The sequence below is a fragment of the Exiguobacterium sp. s5 genome (assembly GCF_018618075.1).
Taxonomy (GTDB): domain Bacteria; phylum Bacillota; class Bacilli; order Exiguobacteriales; family Exiguobacteriaceae; genus Exiguobacterium; species Exiguobacterium mexicanum_A.
Genome location: NZ_JACSLK010000006.1, coordinates 1 through 13,538 on the forward strand (window position 1 = coordinate 1; position 13,538 = coordinate 13,538).

The window sequence follows — 13,538 nt, forward strand, 5'->3', positions numbered from 1 at the left end:
CGTCCTGAGCCAGGATCAAACTCTCCAAAGAATTTGATATAGCTCTTTAAAAATGACGAAGCTTGCGCTTCATTCAAAAATTGTAAAACTTTTTTTGCCTCATCGTTCAGTTTTCAAAGTTCGTCTGCCGCTCTTGGCGACTTCATTAATTTATCACGTCGTCTATCTCCGCGTCAACAACTTTTTTCACAAATTGTTTTACTGAAATAATCTTTCGCTGTGACAACGTTTATAACTATAATCTCTATTTACCACTTCGTCAATAGAAATATCACAAAAAATAAAAAAAGGTTGAGCCCCTTAGCGAGGCTCAACCCTTCAGTCTTGCGCTAACGGAACGTAACCCGTCCGTTCTACCAATGTTTGTCCTTCTTCAGACGTCATCCAATCCAAAAACGGCTTGTACGTTTCATAATTCTCTTCTGTCGTGATGGCATAAAATTCAGAAGTGATTGGATACGTCCCGTCAGCGATCGTCTCGACCGTCGGGGCAATCCCGTTCACTTGAAGTAATTTAATGTCATGGTCCTCTACCATCTCGGTCGCGTAATAACGGAAAGAAAAGCCAATCGCATTCTTATGGTTGTGGTAGGCTGCCGTCTGCTCGATAATCCCACCCATTCCTTCCGGGACATCTTCGACTGGGGCATCCATCAGTTTCTCTTCCCCCATCACCCGCTGAAGAGCAGTCTGACTCCCGCTCCCTTCTGGACGTTGAAATGCTCGAATCGTATCAGTCTCGCCTCCGACCTCACTCCAATCGTCGAGGTCTCCCGCATAAATTTGCTGTATTTCTTCTAATTTGAGAGAGTCAACCGGATTGTCTTCATGTACAAAGAAGACAAACGCTTCGCGCCCGATCGGCGTCATGTTGAACTGCACACCAGCCTTCTCGGCCGCAGCCACTTGTAGATCCGATGGTCCGGCAACAAAGATGATATCTGTCTCCCCGCGAATCAAACGATCATAGGCTTCACCTGTCGTCGTCGAGACGACAGGGCTCTCATCCCATTCTTCGATGCCGTATGGATTATATTCGCCTGATGGATAGACCGTCTCGACGAAAGACGCATAAAGTGGATAAAGGGCTGTCGCGCCATCGAGACGCGGCAACTTCGAGTCTAGTTTAAACGAAGATTCGCCGTCCAGCTCCGCTAAATCTGATTTTTCCTTAAAAGGCTGATAGTCCATCAACTCGACGCCCCGTTCTTCAATCCGTAAACCTTCTGTATACACATAATAGCCTTTCACCGAACCAAAGAAGACGATCCCGAGCACCGTTCCAATTAAAGTGATTCGCTTGAGATGACCTTTTTTCAACGGTGAGAAGTCATATAGCGCCATAATGACAATCACTAACGCCACTCCATACCAAATCGTCCATACAATCGGACGTGCCCCGGCAACCGGATCGTCCATCATGAACAATCCTATGAAAACTGATATGACCCAAGCCACAAACACAATAAACACACTGCCTAATATAAACTTCATCATTTTCATCTAAATCAGCTACTCCATTCGCTTCTATAGTAGTCAGGCGATTTCATAAGCGATTGCTTCGACACCGACGCCTTTTGTCGGCCGGGCGACCGACCGGACATATCCTTTTCGAACGAGGAAGCCGACGATGCTCCCCAGGTCGACTTTCAATGCTTGCAAGTTCGGATGCTCCATCAATTCTGAGAACGGCCACGGTTCATCCCGTTGTTGCATCGTTTGTAATAGAAGAAGAGTGCCGGGCAACACTTTCGATTGAATCAAATGTTCAATGCCGATGATTACCAAATGAATCCGCTGTTCTAGCGATTCTTGTCCGCTCACCAGTTCTTCATGTAACTTATATATTTCCAAATCGAGTGTGCGCACTTGCTTCCACAATACGATTTCCGGATGAATTCCGGCCTCCAACACCGACAACCGCGCCAAATGAGTCAAGGCATGATGGATTTGGGTGAAAGCATCTTGATGCTCCTCTTGTAAAAATAAGCTTCGTCCATCTTCAAAGCGTCGCAACAACTTCGCAAAAGCAAGGGACAGTTGAAGACGTTGCTCATCATTCGAAAAATTACGAAGGCGTTGTCGCAAGTCTAATAAAAACGTATTTCGTTCAAACAAGACCATTCCATCTTCAATCCAATGAATGGCCCGGCGATTCTCGTTCATTAAAATCCAACGATCCATCATCGAGTCACTTACGAGATGAAGAATAATTTTTTCTTGCCCAACCTGATAATGTTTCACTGTCCAGAACGGTTCTTCTTTCGCTTCAATCACAATCAACAGCCGGTCCGATTGATCGGTCAAAGGATCTCTCGGCCGTTTCTTTTTCACTTCAATGATGCCAAGCGTTGTCTTCAAGGCCGCATATTCCGAATAGATCGTGCGCGTCGCATACTCCATAGTCACCTTGATACCTTCTTTCTATAATGATGAACCACAATCGTCCACCCAATAATCTGATACAAAAATGATTCGCCTTCTTTTAAAATTCTCCTGCCAGCGATTGTATGAACTTCTCACGGTCGTGCAGATGAGCTATAGTAAAGACAGACATGGAGGGATTACGAAATGAAAAAACGGGGGAATAAAATCAACCGCGCTCGAAACCTTGCGTTGTTGCTCGTCTTTGCGGGAATCGGAGTCATGTATCTCGGCCTGTTGGCGAAAAGCATCACATGGCTGATGATTATTTTCATGTTGCTCGGCTTCGTGATGGTGTTATCGAGTTCAGCGCTCTACTTTATTATTGGGATGGCATCCACGAAAGCCATCGTCGTCACTTGCCCGAATTGTGAGAAACCGACAAAGATGCTCGGCCGGGTCGACTTATGTATGCACTGCGACGAACCGCTCACGATCGATCAATCGCTCGAAGGTAAAGAGTTCGATGAAAAATATAATAAGCGTCAAACCCATTCACACGAATAAAAAAACATCCTCTGCCTGAGGATGTTTTTTAATGTTTATGCGCTTGTTCAGCTTGGCAAGCTGGGCACGTCCCGTATACTTCAAGACGGTGACGATCGACTTTGAACCCTGTCAATTGAGACGCGACCGATTCGATCTCGTCGAGGACCGGATAGTTGAAGTCGACGACTTTCCCACATGCATCACAGATGATGTGGTAGTGACGCGACGTCACAAAATCAAAGCGACTCGAAGCGTCCCCATAGTTCATCTCTTGAACGAGTCCGACTTCTTTAAAGACGCGCAAGTTATTGTAGACGGTAGCGACACTCATGTTCGGAAATCTCGCCGAAAGTGCCTTATAAATGTCATCCGCTGTCGGGTGACTGTGCTCCGTGACGAGGTACTCCAAAATGGCCTGGCGCTGAGGCGTCATTCTGACTCCATGTTCTCGGAGCGACTGAACAGCATGGTCAAGCATTTCGCTTCCCACGTCAATCCCTCATTTCTTCTATAAAATTCATGCGAAATGTCAGTTAGAATTAACCTATTTCTTACATAGTAATCTTTATAAATAGTGTACTGATTTCTTGAACGGTCGTCAAACGTTGAGCTTATGCGGTTGACGGCTATGATACAATAAGTGCGAATTTGTAAAAGGAGGCAATACATATGGCAACACCATCTACACGCAACAATTCAGACGTTTTGTATACCGACGCCTTGACGCACATCGTCGGCGGGGTCAATAGCCCTTCCCGCTCATTCAAGGCAGTCGGCGGCGGTGCACCCGTCTATATGGAACGAGGAGACGGCGCTTATTTCTATGACGTCGACGGCAATCGCTATATCGACTATTTGGCGGCGTACGGACCGATTATCACAGGCCACGCCCATCCGCATATCCATAAAGCGTTGATTGAGGCGTCGTCTAAAGGACTCCTTTACGGGACACCGCACGCGCTTGAAGTCGAGTTCGCGAAAAAACTAAAGGCGGCCATCCCGTCAATGGATAAAGTCCGTTTCACCAACTCAGGGACCGAGGCGGTCATGACGACCGTTCGTGTCGCTCGCGCCTATACCGGTCGTGAGCTCGTCGTCAAATTCAGCGGTTGCTATCACGGTCACTCGGACTTGATGCTCATCGCGGCAGGCAGTGGACCGGCCACGCTCGGCTCACCAGACTCAGCCGGCGTCACACGAGCTACGGCGAAAGAAGTCATCACCGTGCCGTTCAATGACGTCGAGGCGTTCCGAGACATGATGAGCGAATGGGGAAGTCAAATCGCCTGCGTCCTCGTCGAACCGATTGTCGGTAACTTCGGGATCGTCGAGCCGAAACCAGGCTTCCTCCAGGCCGTCAATGACATCACCCATGAACATGGTGCACTCGTCATTTACGACGAAGTCATCACGGCGTTCCGTTTCACGTACGGAAGCGCCCAGCAAGTGTACGGGATTGAACCGGATATGACCGCACTCGGGAAAATCATCGGCGGAGGCTTGCCGATTGGTGCCTATGGCGGTAAAGCTGAAATCATGGAGACGGTCGCTCCGCTCGGCCCAGCCTATCAGGCCGGAACAATGGCCGGCAACCCGGCGTCGATGGCAACGGGTCTCGCTTGTCTCGAGGTTCTCGAGCAACCCGGCGTTTACGAAAAGCTCGACGCACTCGGTGCCGAGCTCGAGGCCGGGATTCGTGAAGCCGCAGAAACACATGGTGTGACCATCACGTTGAACCGTTTAAAAGGTGCCCTTACGGTTTACTTCACGGACGAGATTGTGACCGATTACGAAGGCGCCGAAAAATCAGACGGTGAAGTGTTCGGACGTTTCTTCAAATTGATGCTCGAGAACGGTGTCAATTTAGCCCCTTCGAAGTACGAGGCTTGGTTCTTGACGACTGAGCATACCGAACAAGATATCGAAGAGACGATTGCCGCTGTGAATCGCGCGTTCGCCCAACTATAAGCAAAAGGAGATGCCGCGGCATCTCTTTTTCGTTTACACCGAAGGCCGAATCCACAGCTGGTCATAGCGGGGGTGGCCGAACACATCGACTGGAACTTCCCCTAGAAAGCTCGGGAATCGCCGCTCTCGGGCCACGTGATACAGAGGAATAACAAGTGCTGCTTCTGTCAAATAACGCTCGACATCACGATGGAGCCACGGCCACGCACTCATATCGGTCTGACGGTAACGGTCTATCATCGTCCGGAGCTCCTTTTCATGCGCGATTAACTTGCCGACGAGTGACAGTTCACTCGTCAAAAACGCGAGAAACGCCAAATCGAGATCTTCGCTCATCATCTCCCCGCATAAAATCAAATCAGCACGGCGCAGCGTCTCCTCTTGTAGTAACGAGGCAATCGTATACGTCTCGGTCTCAACGATAAAGCCGGCTACGCGCAACTGTTCCGCGACAAGCATCGCGTCTTCTGTCGCAACGTCGAACGGCAAATGCAATAGACGCAGTGGACGGCGCGAACTTCCCGTTGCTTTTGGTGCCGCCACCGGTCGACTCGCCTCCGGGAAAAAACCATGGGCCACTTGATGACGCTCTCCTCCCAAGTCGACGAACGCTTCTTTATGGATTGCCTGTTGAATGGCAAGTCGTGTGTCCATATCATCTTTGAGCCAAGAGTGCTGCAAGTTGAACATGAGATAACGCGCCCCGGCCTCAGCGATCCACTTGACGATGCTCTGATCATCACCGGCGCTCCACTTGGCATAATCCGTTTCTGAGAACGTGACAAATTCGACCACATCTAATGAAGGACGCGGTCGAAGCCCACGCTCGAACGCCCGCAACCGGACGACTTCTTCGGACCGTTTCTCCAATTTGAACGGTCCCGTCCCGACAATCCCTTCTGCCCCTTCATACGTAATGGATGCCGGCGTTTGGGCAAGTAAACGTTCGATGTAGGCCCGGTGCGCTTTCGTATGGATGTCAATGACGTAAGGCGCCGGCGATTCGACCCGTTCGATTGGCGCGAACAACCAAACTTGTTTTCCGCGAGCCAATAATCGATTCAACGAGTAAACGACATCTTTGGCGGCTAACGTCATTCCGTTGTGGAATGTGACGCCTTTTCGGATATAACACCGAAATCCGAATGTCACTTCTTCGATATGATGGGCAAGGGACGTTTGGACCGTCGTCCCATCCCATTCGAAGAGGCGATCGAAGACGTGCCGAGACAAGGACGCCTCCATCGCGATATGGATGTCGAGCGGGTCGAGTGATTCAAGCGTCCGGGTACGCGGGAACACGAATCGGTCTTCTTCCGTCTGTTCGAAACCGAATCGACTCCAAATCCGGGCTTGAATCAATTCACGTAACTCGGGTGGCCACTCCCACTCCAACCATTTGGCCGCGTCCGCCATCGAGGCCGTTGAGAATGAGGTTTCGACCCAGTCGTTCAGCGTTCGAGCAAATCCCGACTGAAAGCGGAGTATTGATTCATGACCCCGCCCTTTCCCGGCCTGATATTCCACCCAGCCTAACGTTTGCCACGCCTTGATATCACGCTTCACTTGTTTCTCACTATAGCCGACCGCTTCAACCGCTTCCCGCAACGTCACTTCCCTTTTGCCCGTCTCTATCGTGTGGCGATAAATCGCCACTAGTTTCGCATTCATGACCTCCCCCCTAAAAGTGGACATGTCCAAATATTTTGTCTCTTTTTACCAAGTGTAGTCCACGTTTAAAGTAGTGACAAGGAGGTGCTCACATGAAATTCAAAGATTTTCCAACCAACGTTCGGCTTCGACTCGTCTGCGGCTTTTTCATCCGCATCGTCGGCTCGGCCATCTTTCCATTCATGGCTTTATACTTTTCAGAAGAACTCGACAAAATCGCTGCCGGGATCATCATGACGTCATTCGTCATCGTCGGGTATGTCACCGGCTTGTTCGGTGGGTACTTCTCGGATCGCTTCAATCGCAAGCACGTCTTACAAATCGGCCAACTCGTTCAAATCCTTTGCTTCATCGGAATGACGGTGGCGATTCACCCATCAAACAATTGGGCACTCGCCGTGGCCATTCTCTACTTCGGTCACGCGGTCGCCAACGGGTTGAACTATCCGGCCTTGGAGGCAATCGTCATCGATTCGATGGAAGAATCGAATCGGAAAGCGATTTATGTATATGATTATTGGCTCGTCAACTTGGCTATCGCCGGCGGTGTCATGCTCGGCGGTGCCTTCTATCGTGACTACCGCTTCGGCTTGTTCGTCGGGATGACGCTCGTATTGACCATCACAACGGTCGTCTTGCAACGCTATCTCGTCGATTCGCATCAAGGTAACCGGTCGACGCCGGCCAATCCGATTGTCGGCGTGATTCAAAACTACCGGATCGCCCTCAATGACCGACGCTGGATGTTGTTCGTGCTCGGCAGCATGCTCGTCTTCTCGACCGAGTTCCATATGGCGAACTATATCGGTGTTCATTTGGCGGAATCGTTTCAACAGCGCTCGATCGTCGGTGTTCCGTTCGATGGTGTCCGAATGATGGCATTCATGCAACTCGAGAATACACTACTCGTCGTCGCCATCACGTTCGCCGTCACTGCGTTTGTGAAACGGTACCGTGAGAAATACGTGTTCTTCATCGGCTTGTCGTTATACATCACGGCGTACGCTGCCATCACGTCGATGAACTCGTTCCTGATTCTCGCCGTCTTGGCCGTTGTCTTCACAGTCGGCGAATTGCTGTACTCGCCGATCCACCAAGTGAAACAAGTCGATTTGCTCGACCCGGAGCGTCGCGCCTCGTACCTTGCTTTCGGTGGACTCACATTCCACGGGGCCAAACTCGTGGCCGCGGCCGGGATTGTCGTCGGAGCATTCATCGGACCCGTGTTCATGAGTGGCTACATCTTCTTGTTCGGAGCGCTCGGTGCCTACCTCTACTACGTCTCGTTATATAGGATGGAATCGGTGCGCCAGCTCGCCGCATGACGTTTGAAGTGACACCGGAACGGAAACAGGCAAGAGTGAAGGAGGCGAGTGGTATGCCAGCCATTGTATTATTTGATGGAGACTGTAACTTTTGCGACGCGAGCGTCCAGTTCATCTTGAACCGTGACGCGACGGGGAACTTTCATTTCGCCTCGCTTCAAGGCGAGGCCGGTCAAGCTTTACGTAAACGTCATCGTATCAACGACTCGGTCGACAGCATCGTGTTGATTCGCGATGGTGTCCCGTACATTAAATCCGACGCGGCGGTCCGCATCGCTGAAGGATTGGATGGGAAGTGGCGTTGGCTCAGGTTTGTGAGGTTCGTCCCAAAACCGATTCGTGATTTCGGCTATGATGTGATCGCTAAACATCGTTATCAGTGGTTCGGACAAAAACAGACGTGCAAACTGCCGACGCCGGAAGAACGGAGCCGATTTCTCGACCAACAACCAAAACCGCCGACTCGATGAGTCGACGGTTTTTTTTAGTCCATACAGGTCAAGTACGTCCAGTGGCACTCCGGCATCGGATTGCCCATGAAACTGACACCGAGGTCGTCCGCCCGGTGAATCGTCGTCCATGGGGCATCACCGACTTGAAGATACACTTCATGATGTGGCGATTGCGTATGACTTCCGGACAGCTTGAACGTAGCATTGTCCTTTAATTGCGCGACGATTGTATATTTGATGTCCGGCGCGATAACGAGCGGGTTGCCAACGGAATGTTGCAACCGATACGCCGCCCGCCCGCGGTCGATATCGACATCTTCAAGATACACTTGGTCGACAGAGGCGATATCTTCACCCGTCAAACGGTGATGTTTCGTATAGCCACGCGTCACATTCGCATCTTTTTTGATGGAGACGATCGGAATATCACTCAGCCCTTCGGCCTTCACTTCCGTCCGCGTGCGATAGTCGGTCGCATGAACGTTATAAGGGCGACCGTCTCCTTCAAAATACGGATGAGGCGACAACAAGTTCGGGTTTTTAATCATCGGCGGGCGGATGAACGTCTGGACGCGAAGCTGAATCTGGTCCACCGTCTCCAAATCAGGTCGAATCGGACTGACGAGAAAATACATGACGTACAATTCCTTGTCCCGTCTCGTGTCCGTCTTCAATTCTTTGGCGAGTGACATCGCTTTGCCGACGGCGTGAATGAGACTCGTCCCCGGTTTCTCATCTCGCTTCACAGAGCGGAGCGCCCGCACTTCATACATTGTCGGCTCATGGAGCGGCGTCTCGTCCAAATAAGCATGGCCGACGACTTCGGCAATGCGTCGTCCTTGCCGGTAAATCGCATACGTTTCGACGTCAGCAATCGGGTCCCATTGGAGATGGGTGCCGTTCGAGGCGACGACTGCCGACGTGAGATGACGATTCCAGTACAAGTCGTCAGTTGGGTCGACGGCGGCCGTATACACTTTCGCCACTTCCCCCTGTTCGTCCGTGATGCGATAAGCGACTTGTTCTCCCACACCGGTCTCGTGATCGACATAGTGTTGATCGGTTCCTTCATACACATACTTCCCGTTCCGCGTGAGCCGGACCGTCCCTTCGACTGACCACGTCAGCTCGAGCGCGTCTTTTAGCGGTTTTACCGTAATTAATCCTTCCCCGTTCATCATTGGTTCATCCCCCTTTTGGCATGTCGTTTCTTCATTCCCGTCTCACTGTCACGGAAAACAAAAAGACCTCGAGTTTCCTCGAGGTCCCGTCTCATTCGACGACTGCTAAATCTTGAATCATATACAAATCGTAATAGGCGCCGCGGCGACGCATCAGTTCTTCATGCGTCCCGGTCTCCATGATTTGTCCGTTATCGACGACGACGATTTTATCGGCGTCGGTGATGGTCGACAATCGGTGCGCGACGATGAGCGTCGTTCTGCCTCTCGTCAATCGCGCGAGCGAATCCTGAATCATCGCCTCACTCTCAAGGTCAAGCGCACTCGTCGCTTCGTCGAGAATGATGATCGGTGGATGTTTCAAGAAGACCCGGGCGATGGCGAGCCGTTGCTTTTGCCCACCTGACAGTTTAACCCCTTTCTCCCCGACCGGCGTATTATAGCCGTCCGGCAAGTTTGAGATGAACTCATGGGCGTTGGCAGCTTTCGCGGCGGCGATCACATCTTCGTCACTCGCTTCCGGATTCCCCATCCGAATATTCATCGCGACCGATTCACTGAAGAGGACCGAGTCTTGCATAACCATCCCGATTTGGTCACGGAGGGCCCGCAGTTTAAAATCGCGGACGTCGGTACCGTCAATTTTAATGCTGCCTGACGTGACGTCATAAAACCGTGGAATCAGGCTGACGAGCGTCGATTTCCCGCCGCCAGACATGCCGACGAACGCGACCCGCTCTCCAGAACGGATGTGCAAGCTGACATCGTGGAGAGCCCGGGCTCCGTCTTTCTCATAAGCGAAGCTGACCCGGTCGAGTTCGATATCGCCAGCCGTTTGTACAGGTACGAATGCGCTATGCTTCTCTTCGATGTCGTACGGCTCATCGAGGAATTCAAACACACGGTCCATCGAAGCGACTGATTGCGTGAGCGTCGTCGCCGAGTTAACGAGACGACCGAGCGGTGCATAGAGACGGTCGATATAGGCGATAAAGGCGACGAGCGTCCCGAGCGAGACGTCCCCTTGCAAGACGAGCCATGAGGCCGTCGTGAAAATCAAAATTGGAGCGATGTCGGTGATCGTCGAGACGACGACGTACGTCTTCGCGTTCCACCCCGTATGGCGGAGAGCAGCCTTCAAGAAACCGCCGTTTTGTTCTTCGAACGCTTTGTTCTCATACGGTTCGAGCGCGAAGCTGCGGATGACGGCCATCCCGTTGACGCGTTCGGTCAAATGACCTTGAAGGTCCGCAAGGGCGGCCGAGCGTTCCCGCGTGAGCCGGCGCAATCGTCCATAGAAGTAACGGACGGCGATGGCGTAGAACGGGAGCGGCAAGACGGCGATGAGCGTCAGCTGCGGGTCAATCGTGTACATGATGGCGATGGCAATCAAAATCGTGACCATATCGAGCCAGATGTTCATCAGACCGGTGATGACGAAATCTTTCGTCTGCTCGACATCGTTGATGATGCGCGAGATGATTTGTCCCGTCTTATTGTTCGAATAGTAGCGGAGCGACAACTTTTGGACGTGGTCGAACAATCGGTTCCGGACGTCGAACAAAATCCGCGTCGCCGCCCATTGCGCCAAATATTGGCGTAAGTATTCAATCGGTGGCTTCAAGACGAGGAAGACGAAGAAGACGATGCTGAACAGCCAGACGAGCTCCGTGTAGTCGGCAGCCGGAGCATCTTCCGTCAAATAGTTATCGATGACATATTTATAAAGGAGCGGCAACCCGAGCGGGATGGAGAATTTCAAAATCCCGACGAAGATGGTCAGCGCGATTTGTTTTTTATACGGTTTAACGAACTTTAAATAACGTTTAATACTACCCATTAGTTCCTCCTTCAAGAAAAAAGCGGAGATGAGCAATCATCTCCGGTAACGTGCTTCGTATTCGCGATACCATTCATCGACGAATGTTGGGTTGAACGGCCCTTTCCGTCCTCGAATCCAGTTAATAAGTTCTTGAACGTTCTGTTTCAAGATTCGATCAATCGCTTTCGGATAATTCATCTCGCGACGATGCCGCTCATATTCATCCTCATCTAAAATCGTGTACGACATATCCGGGAACACCTTGATGTCCAAATCGTAATCGATGTACTTGATGGCACGTTCTGCCCCATCGAACGTTGTCGGCGAACCTAGATTACAGTAGTAGTAAATCCCATCTTCGCGAATCATGCAGATGACATTGAACCAAAACTCAGATGAAAAGTAGCAAATTGCCGGCTCACGAGTTCTCCATTGCCGGCCGTCTGACTCACTGACCATGATGCGGTCATTGAATCCGATCATATCCGTTTTTGACGACTGAAGGACGAGCGTTTCTTCCCAAACGCGATGCAAAGTTCCGTTGTGCTTGTAGCTCTGTATCTCGATCTTGCTACCTGCTTTGGGAAATAAGCTCATAAGCTCCTCCTTTCCGCTATGATGCTATACAATTCTCATATTTAATTATAGCGACTTTCAGAACCAATGAAAAAGGAAATCTCTTATTTTCACGAATTTAGTGTTTTTTGGAATGCTTTGGCTCGCGCTTTGAACATCGGTCGAAGCACGAAGTATTCGACAAGGACGGTCGGTACGTAACTATCGAATGTGACCTCATCGACCATGACAGCCTGTCCTCCGACTTGTTCGACCCGATGGACATGGCTGAAGCGACGGAACGGAAACGGCAACTTCACACCTTGGTCACAAAAAGCGTAATTCCCGGTCAAGGTGATGGCACTGTTCCACGGTAATGAAACTGGACCGACACCAACCCGCAATTGAACGAGATTCCCCTCGACCGATGCCCCATCCCCAAGGAGCGTCACTTTCGGGAACGATGTCAGTGTTGATAAGAGCGAAGCATCTTGAAGCAGCGTCCAAAGCGTGTCAACGGATGTGTCATATGGTGTTCGTACGTCAAACTGTCTCATCTTTTGCACCTGCCATCTGCTCTAATTTTTGTTGGGCGACCGATACGGTCACCACGTCCCGTGCCTCTTCGTCGAGCCAAGTCCATTCCCCTGCCGGTAACGTCTCGACTTCGTATAAGTCGATGTACCAGACAATGTGGGAAAACACATGTTTCACTTGTCCAACATAGGTTCCGTTTAACTGTTCCCCCGTTCCCCGGTCTGTAAGCGGATATTGCCACATTCCAGCGAGAAGACCTGTTTCCGGTCGCTTCATATACGCTGCGCGGCCCTCTTGTCGACAATAAAGCGCATCATACATTTCAATCCGAGCCGCCCCTTTTTTCGTCTTGACCGGGAGTTCATCTTGAACGTTATGGGTATAAGCATAACAATCGTCTTGAACGGGACAAAGCGAACACATCGGGTTTTTCGGCGTACATACCGTCGCCCCAAGTTCCATGATGCCTTCGTTAAAGTCCGAGGCATGCGCCGGGTCCATCAGTCGACGCACGACTTGCTCAAACAATTTCCGCGTTTTTGGGATGGCGATGTCGTCATAAATCCCGAATTGACGGGACATGACGCGCATGACGTTGCCATCGACGGCCGGTTCCGGCTGATTGTAGGCAATCGAGAGCACGGCCCCGGTCGTATACGGCCCGACGCCTTTTAGTTTTTCGAACCGCTCTTTTTCCTCGGGGACGATGCCATCGTACACGGCAACGACTTCCCGGACGGCTTGATGAAGGTTTCGGACCCGTGAGTAATAACCGAGTCCTTCCCAATATTTGACGACCTCATCGGGTTCGGCCGCTGCCAATGCCTCAATCGTCGGGAAGCGCTCCATGAAACGGTTATAGTATGGGATGACGGTATCGACGCGCGTCTGTTGGAGCATGACCTCACTCACCCAGACGCGATACGGATTTTTCCCGTGACGCCACGGCAAATCTCGCTTTTCGCGGTTGAACCACGTCACTAAATTTGTGTTAAATTCTTGAATATTATAATTTGTGAACAATTTATCAACATCGAGCATTTCGTTTCCCCTCGTTTTAAAAATATTGTATGATGAAATGGATCAAATAACGCCGTTTTTTCTACTTATGGAG

13 protein-coding genes are annotated in these 13,538 nt (G+C 50.8%); 4 read left to right on the forward strand and 9 right to left on the reverse strand.

What is annotated here, in order from left to right:
* Nucleotides 1-318 precede the first annotated feature (318 nt).
* Nucleotides 319-1,419, reverse strand: a complete 1,101-nt coding sequence (locus KNP60_RS12040; RefSeq protein WP_251128587.1) for a PstS family phosphate ABC transporter substrate-binding protein — start codon at nucleotides 1,417-1,419, stop codon at nucleotides 319-321.
* Nucleotides 1,420-1,536: 117 nt separating this feature from the next.
* The gene (locus KNP60_RS12045; RefSeq protein WP_214797643.1) at nucleotides 1,537-2,403 is read right to left on the reverse strand and encodes a nucleotidyltransferase-like protein; all 867 of its coding nucleotides are present in this window, start codon (nucleotides 2,401-2,403) and stop codon (nucleotides 1,537-1,539) included.
* A gap of 168 nt (nucleotides 2,404-2,571) precedes the next feature.
* Here KNP60_RS12045 and KNP60_RS12050 point away from each other — a divergent pair, with 168 nt between their 5' ends.
* Nucleotides 2,572-2,931 carry a YgzB family protein gene (locus tag KNP60_RS12050; protein WP_034780966.1) on the forward strand — a complete coding sequence of 120 codons (360 nt, stop codon included), beginning with the start codon at nucleotides 2,572-2,574 and terminating at the stop codon, nucleotides 2,929-2,931.
* A 28-nt stretch (nucleotides 2,932-2,959) separates the two neighbouring features.
* Here KNP60_RS12050 and perR read toward each other — a convergent pair whose 3' ends face one another.
* The gene (perR, locus tag KNP60_RS12055; protein WP_029596002.1) at nucleotides 2,960-3,391 is read right to left on the reverse strand and encodes a peroxide-responsive transcriptional repressor PerR; all 432 of its coding nucleotides are present in this window, start codon (nucleotides 3,389-3,391) and stop codon (nucleotides 2,960-2,962) included.
* A gap of 191 nt (nucleotides 3,392-3,582) precedes the next feature.
* Here perR and KNP60_RS12060 point away from each other — a divergent pair, with 191 nt between their 5' ends.
* Nucleotides 3,583-4,881 carry a glutamate-1-semialdehyde 2,1-aminomutase gene (locus KNP60_RS12060; RefSeq protein ID WP_034780968.1) on the forward strand — a complete coding sequence of 433 codons (1,299 nt, stop codon included), beginning with the start codon at nucleotides 3,583-3,585 and terminating at the stop codon, nucleotides 4,879-4,881.
* Nucleotides 4,882-4,914: 33 nt separating this feature from the next.
* On the opposite strand, the gene KNP60_RS12065 is transcribed toward KNP60_RS12060, so the two are convergent.
* Nucleotides 4,915-6,552 (reverse strand): ABC transporter substrate-binding protein, encoded by a 1,638-nt coding sequence (locus KNP60_RS12065; RefSeq protein WP_214797564.1) that lies wholly within the window; start codon nucleotides 6,550-6,552, stop codon nucleotides 4,915-4,917.
* Nucleotides 6,553-6,644: 92 nt separating this feature from the next.
* On the opposite strand from KNP60_RS12065, the gene KNP60_RS12070 reads away from it, so the two are divergent.
* Together KNP60_RS12070 and KNP60_RS12075 are read left to right on the forward strand one after the other, a co-directional pair.
* The gene (locus KNP60_RS12070) at nucleotides 6,645-7,877 is read left to right on the forward strand and encodes an MFS transporter (protein ID WP_214797565.1); all 1,233 of its coding nucleotides are present in this window, start codon (nucleotides 6,645-6,647) and stop codon (nucleotides 7,875-7,877) included.
* A 53-nt stretch (nucleotides 7,878-7,930) separates the two neighbouring features.
* Entirely contained in the window at nucleotides 7,931-8,347 is a 417-nt protein-coding gene (locus KNP60_RS12075) for a thiol-disulfide oxidoreductase DCC family protein (protein ID WP_138859904.1), read from the forward strand.
* Nucleotides 8,348-8,361: 14 nt separating this feature from the next.
* On the opposite strand, the gene KNP60_RS12080 is transcribed toward KNP60_RS12075, so the two are convergent.
* The 5 genes from KNP60_RS12080 to mutY all read right to left on the reverse strand — a co-directional run bounded on the left by KNP60_RS12080 (nucleotide 8,362) and on the right by mutY (nucleotide 13,465).
* The gene (locus KNP60_RS12080; RefSeq protein ID WP_034780975.1) at nucleotides 8,362-9,510 is read right to left on the reverse strand and encodes a DUF3238 domain-containing protein; all 1,149 of its coding nucleotides are present in this window, start codon (nucleotides 9,508-9,510) and stop codon (nucleotides 8,362-8,364) included.
* A gap of 91 nt (nucleotides 9,511-9,601) precedes the next feature.
* Nucleotides 9,602-11,350: an ABC transporter ATP-binding protein gene (locus KNP60_RS12085; RefSeq protein ID WP_214797566.1), complete on the reverse strand. Its 1,749-nt coding sequence runs from the start codon at nucleotides 11,348-11,350 to the stop codon at nucleotides 9,602-9,604.
* 36 nt (nucleotides 11,351-11,386) lie between these two features.
* Complete coding sequence (ntdP, locus tag KNP60_RS12090; protein WP_021067741.1) at nucleotides 11,387-11,929, reverse strand: nucleoside tri-diphosphate phosphatase; 543 nt, start codon at nucleotides 11,927-11,929, stop codon at nucleotides 11,387-11,389.
* 89 nt (nucleotides 11,930-12,018) lie between these two features.
* On the reverse strand, nucleotides 12,019-12,444 hold the full coding sequence (locus KNP60_RS12095) for an SRPBCC family protein (protein ID WP_034780979.1): 426 nt from the start codon (nucleotides 12,442-12,444) through the stop codon (nucleotides 12,019-12,021).
* Nucleotides 12,431-13,465 carry an A/G-specific adenine glycosylase gene (gene mutY, locus KNP60_RS12100; protein ID WP_214797567.1) on the reverse strand — a complete coding sequence of 345 codons (1,035 nt, stop codon included), beginning with the start codon at nucleotides 13,463-13,465 and terminating at the stop codon, nucleotides 12,431-12,433. Before mutY ends, KNP60_RS12095 begins: the two co-directional genes overlap by 14 nt.
* Nucleotides 13,466-13,538: the final 73 nt, after the last annotated feature.

Excerpts from the sequence above, each read along its gene's own strand:
- KNP60_RS12080 (WP_034780975.1), bottom strand. The coding sequence starts at position 9,510 with ATGATGAACGGGGAAGGATTAATTACGGTAAAACCGCTAAAAGACGCG.
- KNP60_RS12075 (WP_138859904.1), top strand. The coding sequence starts at position 7,931 with ATGCCAGCCATTGTATTATTTGATGGAGACTGTAACTTTTGCGACGCG.
- perR (WP_029596002.1), bottom strand. The coding sequence starts at position 3,391 with ATGCTTGACCATGCTGTTCAGTCGCTCCGAGAACATGGAGTCAGAATG.
- KNP60_RS12065 (WP_214797564.1), bottom strand. The coding sequence starts at position 6,552 with ATGAATGCGAAACTAGTGGCGATTTATCGCCACACGATAGAGACGGGC.
- ntdP (WP_021067741.1), bottom strand. The coding sequence starts at position 11,929 with ATGAGCTTATTTCCCAAAGCAGGTAGCAAGATCGAGATACAGAGCTAC.
- KNP60_RS12040 (WP_251128587.1), bottom strand. The coding sequence starts at position 1,419 with ATGGACGATCCGGTTGCCGGGGCACGTCCGATTGTATGGACGATTTGG.
- KNP60_RS12050 (WP_034780966.1), top strand. The coding sequence starts at position 2,572 with ATGAAAAAACGGGGGAATAAAATCAACCGCGCTCGAAACCTTGCGTTG.
- KNP60_RS12095 (WP_034780979.1), bottom strand. The coding sequence starts at position 12,444 with ATGAGACAGTTTGACGTACGAACACCATATGACACATCCGTTGACACG.
- KNP60_RS12060 (WP_034780968.1), top strand. The coding sequence starts at position 3,583 with ATGGCAACACCATCTACACGCAACAATTCAGACGTTTTGTATACCGAC.
- KNP60_RS12070 (WP_214797565.1), top strand. The coding sequence starts at position 6,645 with ATGAAATTCAAAGATTTTCCAACCAACGTTCGGCTTCGACTCGTCTGC.
- KNP60_RS12085 (WP_214797566.1), bottom strand. The coding sequence starts at position 11,350 with ATGGGTAGTATTAAACGTTATTTAAAGTTCGTTAAACCGTATAAAAAA.
- KNP60_RS12045 (WP_214797643.1), bottom strand. The coding sequence starts at position 2,403 with ATGGAGTATGCGACGCGCACGATCTATTCGGAATATGCGGCCTTGAAG.
- mutY (WP_214797567.1), bottom strand. The coding sequence starts at position 13,465 with ATGCTCGATGTTGATAAATTGTTCACAAATTATAATATTCAAGAATTT.